The organism is Candidatus Villigracilis vicinus, assembly GCF_016702885.1.
Taxonomy (GTDB): domain Bacteria; phylum Chloroflexota; class Anaerolineae; order Anaerolineales; family Villigracilaceae; genus Villigracilis; species Villigracilis vicinus.
In genome coordinates this window covers 102,682-123,104 of the sequence record NZ_JADJDD010000027.1, presented here as the reverse complement: position 1 = coordinate 123,104, position 20,423 = coordinate 102,682, and the positions used below count along the sequence as shown (strand labels likewise).

The following is a 20,423-nucleotide window of genomic DNA, read 5'->3' as shown; positions in this document are numbered from 1 at the left end:
CGGTTTTTTCTATACCAAGCAGAGGTGATTTATGGATAAAAAATTAATATGGGTGGGCGGCGGTATTTTAGCGCTTGTTGTTATTGCGGCTGTTCTATCCTTTGTGTTTGCTAAACAACCTTCATTTCGCGGTACTTTATATGAAGAACCCTTTCCTGTCGCCGTCGATTTTATGCTGACTAAAGCTGATGGAACCCAATTTCGACTGAGTGATCAAAGAGGCAAAGTTGTTCTTTTGTTCTTTGGGTACACCTCTTGCCCTGATGTATGTCCCACGACACTGGCAGAAATGAAAATGGTACTGGATAAACTTGGCGATACAAGCAAGGACGTGCAGGTTGTATTTGTGTCAGTAGATCCAGACCGCGATACCTCAGCGAGAATGCAAACCTATGTTGAACATTTCAACTCATCATTTATTGGGCTGTCCGGTTCGATCCAGGAATTGGAACCGATCTGGAAAGATTATTCAATCACTCGCGAAACCGTTGAAAGCGACTCTGCTTTTGGCGTTATCATCAATCACACCGCCCGAGTTTTTTTGGTGGATCCGCAGGGAAACATGCACCTGACTTTTGCCTACCAGACACCCGTTGAAGATATTGTGCATGATATCGAATTACTTTTGGAGCAGAATTAATGGCGTTTAGTTGGAAACGGATCGCTTTGTCATTTCTTTTGGGGCTGACGCTGGCTGTCATCACCACAGAAGCCTCTTACTTTTTTCTCAAAAAAGAAAATCGCGAACCTACCACTATTGAACTTGTGGTCCCGGCAGGGACGGGTGAACTGGTTCGCGGCGGAAAAAAACCGCCTGAAATCCCACAAGATATGCGCTTCGTGGTGGGCGATACCCTGAAGGTGATCAATCAAGATGCCGAGAATCATCAACTCGGTCCGCTTTGGATTCCGGCACAGTCTTCTGCCAGCCTGAAATTGGAAACTGCCGAGAACCTGATGTACGAATGTACCTTCCAGCCCGGGAACTATCTGGGCATCACGATCCAGGAACCCGTCACCTGGCGCACGCGCGTCTCCGGCATTTTCTTTGCTGGTTTTCCATTGAGTATGATGTTCGCCGTGTATAGCCACTTGATCGGGGATAAAAAGAAAAAGGAAAAAGAATGACCGTTCTACGCAAAATGTTTTCATGGAAGTGGGCGCTCACGACCCTGTTGGTCTTTGCGGGGACGGCGGTCTGTATTCGGCTTGGCATCTGGCAGTTGGATCGTCTCGAAGGGCGCCGTGCATTTAACACGCAGGTTGAAACCATGCGGGCTGCCAGCCCGTTGGATCTGACCACCGAAACACCCGCGGATATTTCCTCGATGGAGTGGCGTGCCGTCAGCGTGACCGGCGAATATGACTTTGAGAATCAAATGGCAATGCGGAACCAATACAACGAAGGCATGTATGGATTTCATCTCATTACGCCGCTTCTTTACAACGGGGGAGCGGTTCTGGTGAACCGCGGCTGGATCCCTGCTGAAAGCGACTCGCTTCCTGAGGATTGGCGTGTGTATGATGAAACAGGGCAGGTCACTGTTACAGGGCAGGTACGGCTCGGGAAGGGCAAACCAGCCTTCGGCGGAGTCGCGGATGCGCTGCCGCTGGATGGCACCCGGCTCGATATTTGGAATAATCTCGATGTCGAGAGAATGTCTGCGCAGCTGCCTTATCCGATCCTGGGTGTGTTTATTCAGCCAAATGTTGAAGTGGGAGATACCATTCCGCCCATTCCGTACCAGCCAATTATTGAATTGACGGAAGGCTCGCATTTCGGGTATGCTTTGCAATGGTTTACGTTTGCAACCATTCTGTTCGTTGGATACCCATTCTATTTGCAAAAACAGGACGACTAGATGAAATATTCATTAAAGACTTCTTTTGCGCGCTGGGCGGCATCATTAGTGGTGACGGTCTTTGCGCTTACGGTAATGGGGCGTTTGGTGACGATCACAGGTGCTGCCTTCCTTTGTGATGGTTGGCCTCTTTGTGCGCCCACTGCTCCGCTCGGTTATTTAAAATTGGTTCACCTGCTCCTGGTTGGTGTGGCTTCACTAGTGATGATTGTTGTGTGGCGTAAGGCGTGGCGGGAGCAGCGCCACCATGCCGTGTTGCTTCCGCTGACGACCATTACAGGCGTGCTGTTTTTGGGACAGGCTTTCGTAGGTGCCATTGAAGTGACCCGTCATTTTCCTACGCACATTGTGGTACTGCATACTTTAACTGCAGTGGCGTTATGGGTATCCCTGGCAATGCTGCTCTTCGTTTCAGGAACGCTTGAACAGGATGGTGTGGCAGATTACAAATATGACTGGCGGCAGCGCTTAAAGGACTTCTTCATTTTGTCGAAGCCGGTGATTGTTCTGCTGTTGTTGGTGACGACCTATGGCGGGCTGGTGGCGGGCGGCAAGGCATGGCCCTCCGCCTCATTGACCTTTTGGACTTTGATCGGCGGCACCCTGGCGGCAGCGGGTTCAAGCGCGCTTAATCAATACATTGACCGTGAGTTGGATAAGAACATGCAGCGCACATCGAAGCGCCCGTTGGCAGATGGACGTTTGACCGCAGCGGAAGGGCTTTCGTATGGGCTGGCATTGTGTCTGCTTAGCTATTATGTGATGGCAGGATATGTGAATCTACTCGCTGCGTTGCTTTCCCTGGCAGGCATCTTTTACTATGTCTTTTTTTATAGTGTCTGGCTTAAACGTGCTACCGTTCAAAATATCGTCATTGGCGGCGGCGCTGGTGCGATACCCCCAATGGTGGGGTGGGCGGCTGCAACCGGCAACTTGAGCCTTGCGGCGTGGATCCTCTTTGCCATCATCTTTATGTGGACGCCGCCGCATTTCTGGGCGCTGGCAATCGTCCGCATGAAAGATTATGAAAAAGCTGGTGTGCCGATGCTGCCGGTGGTCGAAGGCGAAGAAAAAACCCGCAAGCAGATCCTGATCTACACGGTGGAATTGATCGTTGTGACGATGCTGCTGCCTATATTCAACCTGGCAGGTACGATCTATCTGGTTTCGGCTGTGGTGCTGGGAGTCTTCCTTTTGTATGCTGCATGGCGGGTATTCCGCGTTGGCGGCAACAAAGTGGCATGGACGATGTACCGCTGGTCAAGCATGTATCTGGCGTTCATCTTTTTGGCGTTGATCGTGGATTCGGTGGTGTAAAAAAATCAGTTTGGTTTACTAGTCTTAAAACCAAACTGAAAATGCAGTGTTCGATATTATTTTGTTTAACAGAAAACAGCCTCCGAGTTTTCATCGGAGGCTGTTTGTTTTTTTATTTACTCACCCAGATAATCGCGGAGTTTCCTGCGAATGGATGGGTGACGCAGGCGGCTGAGCGCTTGCGCTTCGATTTGCCGAACGCGTTCACGGGTAACACCCATTTTGCGTCCAACTTCTTCGAGGGTATAGGCTTGCCCGTCAAGCAGACCGTAGCGGAGTTGCAAAATGCGCACTTCGCGCGGGGGCAGCCCGTTCAATACTTCGCCGAGGTGTTCGCGGAGAAGATTGTAGGTGGCGGTGTCATCAGGTGGAGGGGCTTCATCGTCTTCGATGAAGTCGCCGAGCACCGAATCTTCTTCGTCATCCGTCGGGGTTTCGAGCGAGAGCGGGCGGCGCGCAACCTGGATCATGTTCTCCACTTTCTTGGGAGGAACATCCAGGGCTTCTGCTAGTTCTTCCACGCTCGGTTCACGCCCGAGGCGTTGGGTCAACTGGTGTTGAACGCGCAGGAGTTTGTTGATCTGGTCGCCCATGTGGACCGGTACGCGGATGGTGCGTCCCTGATCGGCGATGGCGCGGGTTACAGCCTGACGGATCCACCAAGTGGCGTAGGTCGAAAATTTGTGACCGCGGCGATAATCGAACTTCTTGGTTGCACGGATGAGACCGATGTTGCCTTCCTGGATCAGGTCAAGGAAGGGCACGCCGCGTCCCATGTATTTTTTAGCGACAGAGATCACGAGGCGGGAGTTCGCAGTAATGAGGTGTTCACGAGCCGCCCAGCCGTCTTCAATGAAGCGACGGAGTTCAAGGCGGCGCTTGGGAGAAACACTGCCATGTGCAAGTTCTTCGCGGGCAGAGCGTCCGCGTTCGATGCGCTGAGCAAGCTGAACTTCCTCAGTGGCTGTCAGCAGCGGGACGCGGCTGACCTCTTTGAGATACAGCCCGATGGTATCGTCTGTGTCGATATTCGCCAGATAATCGTCCAGAGCCAGGTCTGGCTCAGGTTCGGCTTCGCCGCTTTCTTCCACCGCCACCAGTTCGTCCTCGGTGGGTTCGGGGGTCATGCTTTCTTCCACGAAGGGAATTCCCGCACTTAAAAGAGCAGAAAATGCCTCTTCAAGCTGTTCCACATCCTGTTCAGCTTCAGGGAAGAAGTGCAAAATATCATCGAGAGTTACAAAAGATTTCTGCCGCCCCAGTTCGATCAAACGCGCTATCGCGGAATACTCTTCTTCGTCATCTTCGCTTATCAATATCTTATCTACATCCATTAACTCGTCCAACTTTCAAGGAAATTTGTCTTACAAATCTCAAAATTAGAATACACGTTTTTTTACCGAAAAGCAATAGTAATTCGGTTATCAGATGCCTTGCAACGATTTTGTATTACTTTCTTGTGGATATTGCGGTTGCAGAACCAATAAAAATTTTGACCGTTGTATCGTGGCATATGCCACGATACAACGGTTAGATCATATTACTTGTAAAGCGAATTTACGGCGTTGGGGTTGCTTCCGGGGTGGTGCTTGGAAGCGGGGTTGCCGTAAAGGTGGGGACGGGCGTCGGTGTGTTCAAATAAGGCGGCAGGAAGGATAGACTCACCAGAGCATCAATTCCGCTAGAAGTCACCACGTACATCTTTTTACCGTCCACCCGCACATAATAGCCGGTTTCGCTGGGGGTTGAGTCTCCAACCTCAAGGACGCTGGTCTTGCCACCTTCGAGCGTGACGGTAATTGTGTAGGAAGGGGCAGCTAGACCAAAAATGGAAGGATCCTTCTGGCTGTCAATTTCAGCGGCGATGCTGAGCGCCCCAACCTGAGACGCTGCCGCCTCAGCCGCACCTGGATCTGCTTCTACCTTGTCAGGCTTGGTTAACACCCAGATTTTTCCTTCGTTTCGTTCCAGTGCCACAGGGTCCCCATCAGCCGGTTTGACTTCAATGCCGGTAACGAGGGCGCCCTGCTCGAACAGGAAAGCGGCTTCTTCGGCAGGGGTCGGTTCTGCGTTGGCAGCTTCTTCGGCTTGACGGTTCATGTACACTGCCGCACTAACAGCGGCCGCCAGCAAAAGGACAGTTACCCATGTGCCTGTGCGAAAAACGGGCTTGTTCTGCCTGGGGGCAGATTTTGTGCGTGGGGTTCGCACGGCACTTGTCGTTTTGCCAGATTTTGCGGCGGTGGATTTGGTTGCTTTCTTCGTAGCCATGCGTTTAACCTCGTTTGCGGCGTGCGAACCAAGCAGAAACACCGAAGAACACGACCATGCCCGGAATGACGATCACGATCACCAAAACAAGAAGCAGGAAACGCCATGTTTCTGTAGGCGGTGTAAAGATGCGTTCCGTGCGCGGGCGGGTGGTCAGGTTGAGCAAGTCTTCCTGTTCGGCTGCCCAATCGACAGAGTTGATAAAGAAGTTACCGTTGCCATAGACATCGAAGTTGCCGTCAATGGCAAAAAGCGAGTTGCCGAATACCACCACGCGTCCGCTTGTGGCGGAGTTTTCGGCGGCAATGGCAAGGTACAACGGACCTGGAACATCCGATTCTGCATCGAACTGCGGTGTTTCGCTGCCGTCGGTAGAGAGTTGGGTTTCACCCCATGAATTTTCAGTGGTGCTGATCAGCCAGGTCTGGAGGATGTTCTCTTTCTCTGACGAGATGCTCAAACTACGAGCCTGCGGCATAATGACGAACAGGTTCTCGGTCAGATTTTGGGTGATCGGGTGGCTGGGGTTGTAAAGTGAGGAGATCGCTGCGAATGGGTTTTGAGTATTGACACCATCAATGACGACATCATCATTATAGGAGATGCCCCATTCCCCTACGAGGTAATTTGCGAGCGGGTCAGAAGCATCGCCGAATTCGGTGAAGAAATTTGGGTCCTGAAGAACAATCAGCGCGCCGCCATTGTCCACGTACTTTTTGAGCAAATCCACTTCATCTTTACTGACGGGCTTTTGCGGACCAGCTATGATGATCGCCAAAGCATCTTCAGGGATCTCACGGGTGGTCAAAAGGTTGAGTGTGTTAACTGTATAGTTCTTGGCTTCAAGGGTGCTTTTGACGACAGTATAAGCAAGTTCTGCGCCGCCTTCGAGGCTGATCTCACCATGTCCTTGTAGGAAGTACACAGTACGAGAGCCGGGGCTGATGAGGCGCAGAAGGGCACGCGCCAACTCAGTTTCACTTGCAAAGGAGGCGATCTCTTTGGTTTCGCCCATTTGAAGAAGGATCTTACCTTCACCTGTTACACCGGCTTCACGTGCAAGCACGGGGTCAAGGTCGGTATTTACAACATCGTAATTGAATTTTCCTTCACTGTTGTTCTTGAACTTTTGCAAAAGTTCTTCAGCACTGGAGGAACTGGAGTTTGAAGAAAAGAACGCGGTTGCCAGGACGGGTTCGTCGAGTGTGGCTAGAATTTGCAAGGTCTCTGGTGCAAGCGTGTTGGATTTATCTTCGGTGAAATCGTAAGGCGAGCCAAACAAGTCTGTGTTCTGGAAAACGATGTAATTAACAGCGATCAGAACGCCGACAAAGGCGATCGTGAGGATCAACGAATTGGAACCGTAGCGTGCCTGGCGTCCCGTAAGGAAGCGGCGCACAGCATCCGGATTTAGGATGGCATAGGCTGCCAGCCCGATGATGAGCAGTCCGATGCTGATCTGTAACGAAAGATTTACACCATCCTGAATATTTTCAGGGAGGGGGAACATGCCGATACTACCGAGCAGGTTGGCAAAACCAAGCAAGCCCGTGGAAATACAGGCGATCAGGGCAACCACCAGCCCGATCACCGCATACTTTGCGTTGGGGTTTTTCTTTTTTCCAGCCATTAGCGCCATCTCCGAATTTCGATTGCAGTGGTACCGGCGAACAATCCGAACGAGATGAGGCTCAAGTAGTACACAATGCCTCCCAGGGTTACGGTGCCGGTGTTCATCTGGTCATAGTGGGTGTTGATGCTGAGGTAGTTGAACACTTCGCCGCTTTCGGGCAGGAGTCCTGCGGGTAGACCGATCATGAAATAGAGGAAGAACAACAAACCCAGTGTGACGAAGAATGCTGCGAATTGATTGGTGAAAATGGCAGAGATTCCCACGCCGAGTGCCAGCATGGTGGCGCAAAGCAGGATCAAGCCGATATATGAAGAAAGCACCACCATCCAGTCGATGCCAGGGGTGACGAAATTGTTCAACACGAGCGGGTAGATCAAGGTCGTGCCGAGCAGGGTCAAAATGAAGAGCATGGCGCCCAGCCATTTGCCAACGACCAGTTCCGCGTCACGCACGGGGGCGGTCAGCAGAAGTTCGAGCGTGCCCATGCGGGCTTCATCTGAAAGCAGGCGCATGGTCAACGCCGGGCTGAGGAAGATCATTAAGAAAGCGAACAAACCGTTGATGGGGGTGATGTCTGGGGCGGCTCCGCCTCCGAACATGGCTTGCTGGCTGTTAAAGAACATGACCAGGCTGAAATAAATGCCCAGCGGCAACAAGACTGCCAGCATCACTACATACGCCAGCGGTCCGTTGAAATAATTATCGTATTCGCGTCTTGCAATGGTCCAAATATTTTTCATGGGAATTGCCTCGTCTTATTTTTTCCCTTCGCCGCCGGTGAGCTCAAGGAAGATCTCTTCCAGACTCATGCCGAGCGGACGAAGTTCGAGCAGATCGTAGCCGTCTTTGATGACCTGCTTGGCGACTTCCGGGCGGAGGTCCTTACCGGAAGCAAACTCAAATTCCACGCCGCCATCTTCAAGGGTTTCCACTTTGCGTACGCCCTTAACACTCTTGATAGTCTCGGCAAGTTCATCCCCTTCACCGCGCACACGCACAACTACACGTTCTGCGCCGAGCAGGCGGGCTTGCAGGTTTTCCGTGGTATCTTCCGCAACGATCTTGCCCTTGTTGATGATGAGCACACGGTCGCAAATATTTTGAGCCTCGTTCAACAGATGGGTCGAGAGCAGGACGGTGCGTTCCTTACCGATCTCGCGGATCAGCTGGCGCACTTCCACCATTTGACCAGGATCCAAGCCGATGGTCGGCTCATCGAGGATCAATACCTCAGGTCGGTGCAAAAGTGCCTGGGCAAGCCCAACACGCTGCTTCATACCCTTGGATAAATTGCCAATGTACCCATTCGAGCGGTCGATCAAACCGACCATATCCAACACTTCATCTACGCGGTCATCCACGTTGGGGATGTGGCGGAGTTCGCCCATATATTTCAGGTAATCAAAAACCACCATGTCTTGATAGAGCGGCACGGATTCTGGCAGGTAGCCGACCCGTTTACGTACTTCCAGCGATTCCTCCACGACATCATAGCCAGCCACGATTGCCTCGCCATCGGTGGGCGGCATGTAGCCGGTCAGGATGCGCATGGTGGTGGTTTTTCCGGCGCCATTGGGACCTAAAAAGCCCACGATCTCGCCCTGTTGGGCATCAAAATTGAGATTGTGGATGGCGCGGCGCGCGCCATAGTCTTTTGTTAGACCACTAACCTTGATCATCGATTCTCCTCACATTGAGATTATATAAATGGGATTATCACAAAGAAAAGACACAGCCAATGATGGCGGTGCCTTATTTAGTTACCGCAGAATACTATACAATATATGAAAGACCGAAGTCAAGCGGGTATATAACTTCTAATCCAATCCTAATTTTCAAGTCGATCTGTTAAATTACACCCAGGTGTACAAAACGCAATTTATGACCGCACTGGGTATAATTTGGACATGACCGAGTTAATTTATCAAACCGATGCTTATCTTAAAGAGTTTTCTGCCACCGTAACCTCGGTGGATGCAGAGACTCGCGCCGTTGTGCTTGATCGTTCCGCCTTCTACCCTGGCGGGGGAGGGCAACCCTGTGATTTTGGGACACTCGAAGTAGGCGGCAAAAAATATCTCGTGGAAAAGGTCAAGAAACAGGGCGATGACGTCCTGCATTTTCTTAGCGGAAGTGAGCCTTTACCCGTGCCCGGTGCCGCCTCTATCGGGACCTTGGACTGGGTGCGGCGACACCAGCTAATGCGCACTCATACTGCCATGCATATCCTGTGCGGTACCGTCTTCCGCGATTACGGTGCAAAGGTCACCGGCGGCGACATGGATCCACTCAAAGGGCGCATGGATTTTGAATTCGAGACCATGCGCGCAGAGCTTGTCCGGGAGATCGAAGCGGCGATCAATGCTGAAGTGGGCAAAAACCGTGAGATCAGAGTCAAGATCCTCCCGAGGGAAGAGGCGTTCCAGATTCCCGACCTGATCCGCACCAAGATCAATCTCCTGCCTGAAGGCATTACACAAGTCCGTACTGTGGAGATCGTCGGGCTGGACTTGCAAGCCGACGGCGGTACGCATGTGGCGAATACTTCTGAGGTGGGTGTGATTAAAGTGGTCGAGTACAAAAGCAAGGGCGCTATCAACAAGCGTATTTATATCGAAGTGCAATAGTCCATTTTGGGGAGTGCTTTTTTACTGGGTACTGTATAATGGCGAAACTGTGACGGGCTTTCCTCGTCCAACTTAGAATAGGAGAATGCAAATGAATAAGAAAAAGTTTTCGATCTTGCTTGCCGCAATCGTTTTGATCGCTGCGCAGCTGGCTTGCGCAGTAGGTGAGCCCACCTTCTCAAATGTCCGCACTGCCAAAGATCAGGATGGCACCCAGCCTTCCACGACATTTGGAGTGACGGATACCATTTATGTCGTTGGTGACCTTGCCAATGGCGTTGCTGGTAACCAGATCACCTCTCGTTGGTATGCTGAGAACGTCCCGGGGGTAGATCCCAACTTCTTTATCGATGAAGCCGTGGTTGATGTTACGGAAGAAACGTTCAACGGTACGATCTATTTCTTCTTCGAGCCTCCCACGGACGGCTGGCCCACCGGAACCTACAAGGTGGAAGTGTATTTCAACGGCGTACCGACTGGCACAGTCAATTTCACTGTTCAGTAGGTTGAACCAATTATAAAAAAAAGCGGGCGCCCAAAGGCGCCCGCTTTTTTGTTGATTTATAATCAAGGTGTGAGGCGGTGTGAATTGCACGCCTGATGCCGGGAAGATGATTAATTTCTTGCGACCTCATGTGACCCAATCGACACATGTTCAATTTATAAACAAGGAGAGAGAATGACAGGATTACCAGAGTCCAAAGAGAAACGTGTATTTAATAATGTGCTTGGAGCGATGGGGAATACCCCGCTCGTAAGATTGGAACGCATCGGAAAAGACTTGCCTGTTCCGCTGTATGCCAAATTGGAGTTTATGAATCCTGGCGGCTCGGTTAAGGATCGTGTGGGGGCGAACATTATTGAGCAGGCAGAGAAGCGCGGTGAGATCAAACCGGGTGGCACCATTGTCGAGGCAACGTCTGGAAATACGGGGGTTGGGTTGGCTATCGCAGCCGCGCTTAAGGGCTATAAGACCATTTTCGTCATGCCTGACAAGATGAGCAACGAAAAGATTCTTTTATTACGGGCATATGGCGCCAAGGTGGTCATTACTCCCACCGCAGTTGGACCAGATGATCCGCGTTCTTATTATGAAGTCGCCAAGAAATTTGCACGCGAGACCCCGAACGCAATTCTCGCGAACCAGTATCACAACCCTGATAATCCAAAGACACATGAACTTAGTACCGGACCTGAGATCTGGGAACAAACCGACGGTAAAGTAACCGATGTCATTATTGGTATTGGCACTGGCGGGACGATCACCGGTGTGGGGCGTTATCTCAAATCCAAAAATCCGAATATCACCATTGTTGGTATTGATATCGAAGGTTCGATCCTGACCGAGATTTGGCAGAATAATGGTGTTATCCCTCCAGGCGCATATCCCAAGACCTACAAAGTAGAAGGCATCGGCGAAGACTTTTTGCCTTCCACCATGGATATTAAGTATGTCGATGCCATCGAACGTGCCGGGGATCGCGAGTCTTTCTTGTGGGCGCGTGCCTTGGTAAGGCAGGAAGGTATCTTTGCAGGCGGCTCTTCCGGGTCGGCAATTGCGGGGGCGATCAAATATTGCCGCAAACTTCCACCTGGACGAATCCCCGTCGTCATCCTGCCAGATTCAGGGTCACGCTATCTTTCCAAATTTTATGATGACAAGTGGATGCGCGAGTTTGGCTTCCTCTCGATGGAATTTGGAGAGACGGCTCTCGGCGACTTGTTGATTGCCAAGCCAAATAAAGCCCTGATCACCGCGACGTTGGGCGACTCGATCCGCAAAGTAGTAACTTCCATGCATCAAAATGCGGTTTCGCAAATGCCCGTTGTCGGTGCAGACGGGTCGCTGGTAGGGCTGATCGAAGAGGTAGACTTGCTCAACCACATGCTTGAAAAGCATGAGCACACCAACGATGAAAAAATAGATTCCCTTGTGCAAAATGCTGGCGCGGTCTTCCCGCCGGAGACTCCGCTTGAAGATGCCATGCCTTCACTCACTGCTGGGTATGCCTTGATCGTTGTGGAGAACAGTAAGCCGATCGGCATCCTTACAAAGATCGATGTGTTGGATTATGTAGCAGGGAAGATCTAGTGAACTCTTAAAAGAAGACCTTTCTGAGGTCTTCTTTTTTGTAGCTTACCAAAAGAAGCTCTTCTGTGAAATAATTCCTTAATTTGTAATAGAACATATTTTCTATTACAATGAGTGGGTGACCTGAACCGGTCTCAAATAACCCAAAGGAGAATGAGATGGACTTTAGTGCTGTAAATTGGCTGGCTGTTTTATTTTGTGTTCTGGCAAGCATGGTAATTGGCGGAGTTTGGTTTGGACCCAAGACTTTCTTCCCAGCTTGGTGGAAAGCTGTTGGCAAAGCGGGTGAACCAAGCATGGGCGGAGATGCGAGCGCACCGGGCTCATCCCTTGGCATGGGTGTGGTGTGGGGAGGTATTGTCCTCGCTGCATTCGTGCAGGCAGTTTTTATGTCATTGATGGTTAACGCCATGGGCAGCATGACAGGCGGCGCAACACTTGGCTCCGGCGCACTTGCTGGATTTTTATTGTGGCTTGGGTTTGTGGCTCCCTCCAGCCTCACCAATAAATTATTTGCAGACCGCATTAAAGCCTGGGTGCTCGAACAAGGTAATCACCTCATCAATTTTGTTGTGATGGGTGCCATCGTTGGAGCCATGAGTTAAGCATTGAATACCTTGAAGTAAAATACAGCGGACGGTTAACCGTCCGCTGTATTTTTTTGGAGAGAAGATGATCCGTCCATATCACGAAGAAGATTTTGAGATCGTTGCCCGGTTCTGGTTTAGCGGCGTCCAAGTTGCCGAGCCGGAACTTGTTCAGCGCATGGGCTATGAGTTTACCGGCGCGCGTGAATACTTCAAGACCGTAGTTGCCGAAAATCAAATGTGGGTCTATGAATTGGACGGTGTTCCCGTTGGTATTCTTGGAATTCAAGGGGATTACATCGACCGTCTCTATGTGGACCCGAAATTTCATCGCCAAGGGATTGGGCAGGCGTTGCTTGCACATGCCCGAACCCTTTCGCCGCACCATTTATGGTTGAAGACCGATCAGGCAAATAAATTATCCCGTCCATTTTATGAAAAGAACGGCTTTGTAATTGAAAAATTCGGTGTCAGCCCGCCGCCCGAGTCTGAACCGGATGTGGAATATCACTGGCGCAGCGAATGATAGAATAGCGGAATGCGCCCAACCTATCTTGAAGTAAACCTCCAGCAACTCAAACAAAATATTGAAGCCATTCGTGCCCATGTCGGCGGAGCAAAGGTCATGCCGATGGTCAAAGCCAACGCTTATGGGCATGGCATAGAAGGCGTTGCACCATTTATCGAACCGTATGTAGATATGCTCGGCGTTGCCCTGGTGGAGGAGGCGATCCAACTTCGCCAATTGGGAATCAAAAAACCGATCCTTGTAGCAGGCGGAACTTTGATCGAGCAGCTGCCGCTTTTTTTGGAACATGACTTAACGCTCACCGCCTCTTCCTTGGACTTGTTGTTGGCTGCTGACCAGTTGGCTGAATCTACCCGTAAGCGCCTCACCATCCACCTGAAGTTTGATACGGGTATGGAACGTGTTGGCGTTCATGAATATGAAGCGGAAGAATTTATCCTTCAAGCTTCTGCGTGTAGGCATTTAGAAGTAGAGGGAGTTTATACCCACCTTGCAAACTCGGAACTGATCGAGTTGGGCGGTTCGGGTATGTCTGCCCATGTCGTCACAGCACAGGAGCAGCTTGAGCGCTTCCACTCGGCTTTATATTTTTATGAGAAGCATGGATTACCCGTGCCGCCCATTCGTCACGTTTGCAACTCTGGCGGCATCCTCAACTTGCCTGAGGGGCATTTGGATATGGTCCGCCCGGGCGTGTTGTTTTATGGTGTTTATCCGGGGCGTGATATTCCCCGTATTCTGGATGTGAAACCCGCGCTCATATGGAAGTCCAAAGTGGCATACAGCAAGGTCTCACAGCCCGGGCGTTCGGTCAGCTATGGGTCGTTGTGGCAGGTTGAAGGAAGTGCGAAGCGCGTGGTCACGATTCCGTGCGGATACGCCGACGGTTATTTCCGTCGCATGACCAATCAAGGACGTGTCCTTATTAAGGGGAAATCCTATCCGCAAGTGGGGCGCATTTGCATGGACCAGTTCATGGTCAACACTGATGCGGATGAGATCGAAGTGGGGGACGAGGTGGTTTTAATGGGCGGGGGGATCACTCCAGAAGAGCTGGCAGATTGGGCAGGTACGAACGAATATGAGGTGATGACCAACATCAGTGCGCGTGTGCCGCGGGTGTTCAAATAAGCGAAGCCTGGTAAAAGGGTGGGGTACAATAGGCGCACTTTTCGTTTTGAGGTGAGAGTTGAATTCAAAGGTAAAAGATTTTTTGTTACTATTCAGTGTTGCCGGTATTTCGATCGCACTGGATCAATGGTCGAAATGGTGGGTGCGCGAAAATATTGAGTTCGGCGGGCAATGGCTGCCGGAGAGTCTGGCATGGCTCAGTCCGTATGCGCGGTTGGTGTATTGGCATAATAGTGGGGCGGCATTTGGTATTTTTCAAAATGGGAATTTGATCTTTACAGCCCTCGCGTTTGTTGTGGTTGGCGCGATCCTTTTTTATTTCCCGCGTGTGGAAGATAATGACTGGACTTTGAAGCTGGCGATGGGCTTGCAATTGGGCGGCGCGGTGGGCAACCTGATCGACCGCCTGTTGATGCAGCGCGTTACCGATTTTATTTCCATCGGTGTGTTCCCGGTGTTCAACCTTGCAGATGCATCCATTTCTGTAGGTGTGGCGGTGCTGCTCTTGGGGGTATGGCTTAAAGAACGCGAAGAAAAAATGAAGGCGGCTCAAGTGGAATCCTCTGAGACCGCCCCGGAAGGTATGAAGGAAGGTTAGTGGCTTGATGACTGAAGAAGTGGTTTTGCAGGAAAAAACGCAGCCTCAGAGCAGGCGTTTTTTTATCTTTTTTATGGTTGCCGCGGGGATTATTGCCCTTGATCAATGGACGAAGTGGCTTGTGATTCGCTCCATTCCGCTGAATACATCCTGGCTGCCTGATTCGTTGGAATGGCTCTCACCGTATGCGCGTTTACTTCACATCCAAAATCGCGGCGCGTCATTTGGAATGTTCCAGAACGGCAATTTGTTTTTTGTCATATTGACCATTTTGATCGTGGCGGGCATCGTCTATTATGTTTCTCAAATGGAGCATGCCAACCTGTGGATGTGGGTGGCGGCTGGCTTATATTTGGGCGGTGCGGTTGGTAATCTGATCGATCGTTTGGTGATCGGCGCGGTGACAGATTTTGTTTCCGTAGGGACTTTCTATATTTTCAATATTGCCGATGCCAGTATCAATGTCAGTGTGGCATTGTTGATGATCCTGTGGTTCCTCGACCATAGAGCATCTCAAAAAGCGGAAACGGCGAAGACCGAAGGAAACCCATGAGCGACCGAATTGAAACGTTCCATTACGATGAACAACACCCGGACAGGTTGGATAAATATCTTGTCTCCTGCCTGCCTGAGTTTTCACGTGCCCGCATTCAAGGTTTGATCCTTGAGGGATTTGTTTCGGTCAACGGTGCGCCTGCCAAAAAGGCGGGGCAGTTGGTGGAGGATGGTTTTGACGTGGTGGTGCGCATCCCGCCGCCTGTACCTAGTAATTTGGTCGCGGAAGATATTCCCCTGGATATTATTTTTGAGAACGATGACTTGATCGTGGTCAATAAACCGGCTGGCATGGTCGTTCATCCGGCGGCGGGGCATTATTCCGGTACGCTTGTCAATGCAGTGCTGGGCTATGACCCAGACTTGGAAGGCATTGGCGGTGAAGAGCGCCCTGGGTTGGTACACCGGTTGGATAAGGAAACCTCAGGGTTGATCATTCTGGCTAAGAATGAACGAGCACATAACTGGCTGCAAGACCAGTTCCGTTTGCGAAAAGTGGAAAAGACTTACCTTGCATTAGTGGATGGCAAGCCGCCAACACCTGCTGGTCGGGTGGAAGCCCCCATTGGGCGCGACCCAAGTCACCGGAAAAAGATGGCGATCGTATCCCCCGGCAAAGGGCGTGAGGCGGTTAGTGAATACAAGACCCTTGAGTCATTCAGGAATCACACACTGCTTGAATTTCATCCACATACCGGGCGGACCCATCAGATCCGTTTACATTGTTTGTTTTTGGGCTGTCCAATAGTGGGCGATTCGGTATATGGCAAGCGAACGGTTACAGCGACGATCGAACGTCATTTCTTGCATGCTTTTCGTTTGAAGATCATTCTACCCGGCGAGAAACAGCCGCGTACATTTGAGGCAGAATTGCCGGAAGAGCTAAAGGCTGTCTTGGATGAAGTAAAGAGATACGAGTGATCAGCACCCTGAAACTATTTGAAAATATGGAGACTCCTCATGAACTATGTAGATTTGCGCTCAGATACTGTAACCAAACCGACGCCTGAAATGCGTGAGGCGATGGCAGAGGCGGAGGTGGGGGATGATGTATACGGCGATGATCCGACCGTCAATCTGTTGCAAGTAAAAGCTGCCGAGATGCTTGGCAAAGAGGCGGCTTTGTTCGTCCCTTCAGGCACGATGGGCAATTTACTGGCGTTATTAGTCCATTGTGCGCGCGGTGAGGAAGTCATCTGTGGTGATAAGTCACATATTTATGTAAATGAAGCAGGTGGAATGGCGGCTCTTGGCGGGATCTTTCCACATCCCATTCCGAATCAAGCGGACGGGACACTACGTCTGGAAGACATTCGCGCCTCGATCCAACCCGACGATTCGCATCGCACCATTTCGCGTTTGGTCTGCATCGAGAACACCCAGAACATGTGCGGCGGCGTGGTGCTTGGTGTGGACTATACCAGGCAGGTAGGGCAGCTTGCCAAAGAGAACGGATTGAAATTTCACATTGACGGTGCGCGTATTTTCAATGCGGCGGCAGCTTTGGATGTGGATATCAAGCAACTGGTTGCGCCTGCCGACTCTGTCATGTTCTGTTTGAGTAAAGGTCTGGTCTCGCCGATCGGTTCGATGCTGGTTGGCTCGAAGGAATTTATTTCGCGAGCGCACCGTCTGCGCAAGATGTTGGGCGGGGGAATGCGTCAGGCAGGGGTGATGGCGGCGGCTGGGCTTATTTCGCTGGAAAAGATGACGGGGCGGCTTAAGCAGGACCATGCCCGGGCAAAGAAACTGTATGAAGGCTTAAAACAGGTTTCGGGATTAAGACTCGAGACGGAGCCTGCATCTAACATGGTGTATTTTAGTCTGGCAGATCACATCAAGCTCACCGAGAATCAGATCTGTGCAGAGATGAAGAAATACGATGTAATGGTGGATTGGTCCGGTCCGCGTCAATTTCGTTTGGTGACGCATTATTGGGTGGATGATGCCGGGGTGGAAAAAACCGTAAAAGCGTTCGGTGAAGTGCTGAAGTAACTACTCGCTAGATTCAGATAAGAGCCCTGGTTCTTTTTGAAGCAGGGCTTCAAATGCTTTTACCATGGTGGGGTCGAAGTGTGTTCCAGACATGTCTTTGATATATTGCAGAGCTTCTTTTTTTGTGATCTTCTGACGATAGGGGCGGTTACTGGTCAGAGCGTCGAAGGCATCGATCAGGGCAAATAGACGGGCAAGTTCAGGAATCTCATCGCCACTTAATCCCCCAGGATATCCAGACCCATCCCAGCGTTCCTGATGTCTTTGAATGAGGGGGATCGTATCTTGAAGGAAGGGGATGCCTTCCACAATGCGTGCACCGATATCAGGGTGCAATTGCATGACCTTCCACTCGTCTGCAGTAAGTGCGCCGGGTTTATGCAGGATGGTATCGCTAATGCCGATCTTGCCGATGTCGTGTAAGAGCGACCCGCGTTCGAGTATTTTAAGCTGGTCTGGTGAATATCCCAGGAATTCCCCAAGTTTGACTGCCAGATATGTGACTCTTGAACTATGTCCCTCGGTTTCGCTATCGCGAGCATCCAATGCAGAGGTAAGTGATGCGAGAGTTTGGTCGTATGTGGCTTCGAGGGTGTCGTAAGCTGCTTTGATTTCTTTTGCCTGGCGGCGGGATTCAACTAACAGAAGCGAACGTTCCAATGCGATGGCTGCCTGGTTAACCAGCGCCTGCAGATCGTTGGGGTTGGCAATGGGTTTGCTGGGGTCATCCATTGTGTCCATCCAAATTGCGCCATATTTCCGTATGGGGGTTTGAATGGGCAGGCAGGTCCTAAGCACAGACTGCCCGAGCGAGAAGTAGATCATTTGCCCTGAGTTCATCGCGTCACGGATCAGACTCATGGGGTGGTCTGTCGGAGGATTTTTACCTTCATCGTCGACTCGAACCTCTGCTATGAGACTATCACTTGTATCAAACAGAACGATGCCGGTTGTGATGTTCTTTCCGAGCTTGTGTGCAGTTTGAGCAATATCTGATGCTGCTTCCTCAATATTTTCAGATTGGATGATCTGGTTGCTTAAGCGGTAGAGTAGGGATGTGATGCGCAGGGAGGAGCGAAGTTCTTGTTGCAGCCAGGTGCTTTCAAATGCCCCGCCTGCTTGAATGGATATTAATTCTGCAAGCGATTCATCGTTCTCTGTAAAAAATACTTCATTCTGTTTTCCGAACGCGAAGATCGCGCCGATGTTCACCTGATGCCAACGGATGGGGATGGTGAGCAGGCTGCGCACACCTGTATTATCCAATTCAAGGTTGGCAGTCTTATCATATTTCCGGACATCACGGATGCGGAATGGTTGGGAGGCATGTAATGCCATTTTGATGAGCTCCCCAGACCGAGATGTATCAATGAGGGAATCAAGCAGGAGTGGGGATCTGCCTGAAGAGGCGTGTTGAGTGAAGTTTCGTTCCTGCCCAAGTTGAATGTATAGATAGGTAAATTTTGCCTGTACAATATCCCGGGAAATTGAGGCAACTTCCTGTGCCGCAGCTTCGGGGTCTGGCACTGAAGAAAGGCGGCTGCCGGTTTGGATGAGTTCTGTCAGCCGTTGGTGATACCCTGAACGCTCCCAGGCGCGGGTTAGTTCCGCCGCGACCATTTCTGCAAGCCCGATCTCCAGGCTGCCAAAGGCGTTGGGTTTATCGTTATTGAGAGAGATCATCCCATGAACATGTCCATTGAAGATCAGGGGGATGATTGCAGCGGATAGGCTGGTTTCCCCTTCGAAATGGATGTATTCCGGGTCCACGCGAATGTCATTGACGATCTGAGTCTTGCATTGACGCAGGCAGCGTCCGAGTACGCCTTTTATGGCGTTCTGTCTATAGCCAGTGGGAATGATATGGGTTTGCCGACCTGCTGCAGCAAGCAGCATGAATTCTTTTTCCTCTGGCTCGTGGATATATAAGGCTGCAAGTCCGCAATTGAGAGCGCGCTCCAATGTATTAACCGCTAACTGTGCTGAAACGGGTGGATCGAGTTGATTTTCGAGCTGCTGACTTAATTCAAGTAATAAGGTTAATTGTGCATTCCGTTTTTTCTCAACTGCCGAGAGCCGCGCAAGAGTATTGATCTGATCTGCCTGCACCCGCCCGCGTACGCCCTCCTGAGTCATAATGAACGGTTTGATGTATTTTTCAAGCCGATTTACCCAGCGGTTCGAATCCAATTCCATTTCTTCGACCGGTTCGCCGCCCGTTCGATTTAATTCCAGTATGAGACTGCTGGTTGTCATAATGACTGTCGCCGCGCCCATATAAACCATGCTCGAGAAAAGAACAAAGAATATCAGCGTTGCTTCACGGATACTCAGGATGGATCCGTGTCCGGTCAGGAAATCCGGGTTTGTGCTTGAGAGCAACGCCCCTAAAAATATCAAATGAGAAACTTCAATGACACAACTAATCAATACCATACGGCGGCTGAGGACATCTTCATGTGTCAGGAGCAGGCGCTCCCATGGAATCAATGTTCCAAACAATAAAATCGCAAGGACCGCGGCTGGGGTGACGCCATTATCCTTGTCTGTAGGGATGATATAAAAAAAGATCAATGCGATCCATGGAATAACTTGAGCTTTGTTGAAATACCTACCGTATTTGAAGCCAGGCACAATGACCGAGATGATACCCATGAAAGCGGAAATGAGAAACACTGCAGCCAGTAAAGACATGTATGCAATGTCTGAAGCGGCAATCGTCAAAGATAGCCCTGCCGCGAACGTGATCAGGGTGACGGTAAATTGTGTGAAGTCCAGCTGTTTTAAGTGTTCGTTTACCGGCAGAAGTAGATATACCTGTGTGATCGCGGTGATCAAAAAGGCAAATGCGCCGATCCATTGTCTGTTGACGATAAGAATGCAGCCGGCAAGGAAAAGGAAAATAATTGCAGCGATCTTGATCTTTAGATCCCGTTCTGCCGATATTTTCCAAATGGATGCCACCTGGATGAGCAGCGCCATGATAAAACATGAAATTCCCCATAAACCAATGAACCAGGATGGAAAGACATGGTCAGCGATCCCAAAATGACCGGGTATGATAACCAGCCCTGCCCCGATCCCTTCCAGCAGTAAAGAGATAAAAATAAAAAAGTTTTTTTCCGCAAGGCTTTTCATGTTGCTTGAGGATAGCATAATAAACAGAATTTTTCTAGATAAATTTGGGTATATTTGATACGATATGAAACCCGCTGTTTAAGCGTTT

Annotated in this window: 20 protein-coding genes; 14 read left to right on the top strand and 6 right to left on the bottom strand. The window is 50.5% G+C overall.

The genetic code is table 11. From position 1 onward, the window contains the following. Nucleotides 1–31: 31 nt before the first annotated feature. From IPG80_RS20205 to IPG80_RS20190, 4 genes are read left to right on the top strand one after another with little or no spacing between them, the layout of a single operon-like run. Nucleotides 32–640, top strand: a complete 609-nt coding sequence (locus IPG80_RS20205) for an SCO family protein (RefSeq protein ID WP_345111021.1) — start codon at nt 32–34, stop codon at nt 638–640. Continuing rightward, a complete protein-coding gene (locus tag IPG80_RS20200; protein ID WP_345111018.1) occupies nt 640–1,128 on the top strand; it encodes a hypothetical protein in 489 nt (162 codons plus the stop codon). Before IPG80_RS20205 ends, IPG80_RS20200 begins: the two co-directional genes overlap by 1 nt. After that, entirely contained in the window at nt 1,125–1,862 is a 738-nt protein-coding gene (locus tag IPG80_RS20195; RefSeq protein WP_345111015.1) for an SURF1 family protein, read from the top strand. The genes IPG80_RS20200 and IPG80_RS20195 overlap by 4 nt, the downstream gene beginning before the upstream one ends. Continuing rightward, nucleotides 1,863–3,179, top strand: coding sequence for a heme o synthase (locus IPG80_RS20190; RefSeq protein WP_345111013.1), 1,317 nt, complete (start codon nt 1,863–1,865; stop codon nt 3,177–3,179). A 116-nt stretch (nt 3,180–3,295) separates the two neighbouring features. Here the strand turns inward: IPG80_RS20190 and IPG80_RS20185 are convergent, their stop codons facing one another. The 5 genes from IPG80_RS20185 to IPG80_RS20165 form a co-directional block, all read right to left on the bottom strand. Beyond that, a complete protein-coding gene (locus IPG80_RS20185) occupies nt 3,296–4,513 on the bottom strand; it encodes a sigma-70 family RNA polymerase sigma factor (RefSeq protein ID WP_345111011.1) in 1,218 nt (405 codons plus the stop codon). A gap of 223 nt (nt 4,514–4,736) precedes the next feature. Further along, complete coding sequence (locus tag IPG80_RS20180; protein ID WP_345111009.1) at nt 4,737–5,450, bottom strand: DUF4340 domain-containing protein; 714 nt, start codon at nt 5,448–5,450, stop codon at nt 4,737–4,739. Nucleotides 5,451–5,454: 4 nt separating this feature from the next. After that, on the bottom strand, nt 5,455–7,080 hold the full coding sequence (locus IPG80_RS20175; protein ID WP_345111006.1) for a GldG family protein: 1,626 nt from the start codon (nt 7,078–7,080) through the stop codon (nt 5,455–5,457). Next, nucleotides 7,080–7,823: an ABC transporter permease gene (locus IPG80_RS20170; protein ID WP_345111003.1), complete on the bottom strand. Its 744-nt coding sequence runs from the start codon at nt 7,821–7,823 to the stop codon at nt 7,080–7,082. Before IPG80_RS20170 ends, IPG80_RS20175 begins: the two co-directional genes overlap by 1 nt. A 15-nt stretch (nt 7,824–7,838) precedes the next feature. Then, nucleotides 7,839–8,762 carry an ATP-binding cassette domain-containing protein gene (locus tag IPG80_RS20165; RefSeq protein WP_345111001.1) on the bottom strand — a complete coding sequence of 308 codons (924 nt, stop codon included), beginning with the start codon at nt 8,760–8,762 and terminating at the stop codon, nt 7,839–7,841. A gap of 228 nt (nt 8,763–8,990) precedes the next feature. Here IPG80_RS20165 and IPG80_RS20160 point away from each other — a divergent pair, with 228 nt between their 5' ends. The 10 genes from IPG80_RS20160 (at nt 8,991) to ltaE (ending at nt 17,197) form a co-directional block, all read left to right on the top strand. Further along, nucleotides 8,991–9,710, top strand: a complete 720-nt coding sequence (locus tag IPG80_RS20160) for an alanyl-tRNA editing protein (protein WP_345110996.1) — start codon at nt 8,991–8,993, stop codon at nt 9,708–9,710. A 91-nt stretch (nt 9,711–9,801) separates the two neighbouring features. Next, nucleotides 9,802–10,215 carry a hypothetical protein gene (locus IPG80_RS20155; protein WP_345110994.1) on the top strand — a complete coding sequence of 138 codons (414 nt, stop codon included), beginning with the start codon at nt 9,802–9,804 and terminating at the stop codon, nt 10,213–10,215. 174 nt (nt 10,216–10,389) lie between these two features. Beyond that, nucleotides 10,390–11,802: a pyridoxal-phosphate dependent enzyme gene (locus IPG80_RS20150; protein ID WP_345110991.1), complete on the top strand. Its 1,413-nt coding sequence runs from the start codon at nt 10,390–10,392 to the stop codon at nt 11,800–11,802. A 158-nt stretch (nt 11,803–11,960) separates the two neighbouring features. Next, nucleotides 11,961–12,407 carry a DUF1761 domain-containing protein gene (locus IPG80_RS20145; protein WP_345110989.1) on the top strand — a complete coding sequence of 149 codons (447 nt, stop codon included), beginning with the start codon at nt 11,961–11,963 and terminating at the stop codon, nt 12,405–12,407. A 67-nt stretch (nt 12,408–12,474) separates the two neighbouring features. After that, complete coding sequence (locus IPG80_RS20140) at nt 12,475–12,915, top strand: GNAT family N-acetyltransferase (RefSeq protein ID WP_345110986.1); 441 nt, start codon at nt 12,475–12,477, stop codon at nt 12,913–12,915. Between the two features lie 12 nt (nt 12,916–12,927). Further along, nucleotides 12,928–14,049, top strand: a complete 1,122-nt coding sequence (gene alr, locus IPG80_RS20135; RefSeq protein ID WP_345110984.1) for an alanine racemase — start codon at nt 12,928–12,930, stop codon at nt 14,047–14,049. 82 nt (nt 14,050–14,131) lie between these two features. Further along, nucleotides 14,132–14,647, top strand: a complete 516-nt coding sequence (gene lspA, locus IPG80_RS20130; protein WP_345110981.1) for a signal peptidase II — start codon at nt 14,132–14,134, stop codon at nt 14,645–14,647. Nucleotides 14,648–14,654: 7 nt separating this feature from the next. Further along, a complete protein-coding gene (lspA, locus tag IPG80_RS20125; RefSeq protein WP_345110978.1) occupies nt 14,655–15,200 on the top strand; it encodes a signal peptidase II in 546 nt (181 codons plus the stop codon). Beyond that, nucleotides 15,197–16,123, top strand: a complete 927-nt coding sequence (locus tag IPG80_RS20120) for an RluA family pseudouridine synthase (RefSeq protein ID WP_345110975.1) — start codon at nt 15,197–15,199, stop codon at nt 16,121–16,123. The genes lspA (IPG80_RS20125) and IPG80_RS20120 overlap by 4 nt, the downstream gene beginning before the upstream one ends. Nucleotides 16,124–16,162: 39 nt before the next feature. Then, a complete protein-coding gene (ltaE, locus tag IPG80_RS20115) occupies nt 16,163–17,197 on the top strand; it encodes a low-specificity L-threonine aldolase (RefSeq protein ID WP_345110972.1) in 1,035 nt (344 codons plus the stop codon). Here ltaE and IPG80_RS20110 read toward each other — a convergent pair whose 3' ends face one another. Beyond that, nucleotides 17,198–20,335, bottom strand: coding sequence for an HD domain-containing phosphohydrolase (locus tag IPG80_RS20110; protein WP_345110970.1), 3,138 nt, complete (start codon nt 20,333–20,335; stop codon nt 17,198–17,200). Nucleotides 20,336–20,423 lie beyond the last annotated feature (88 nt).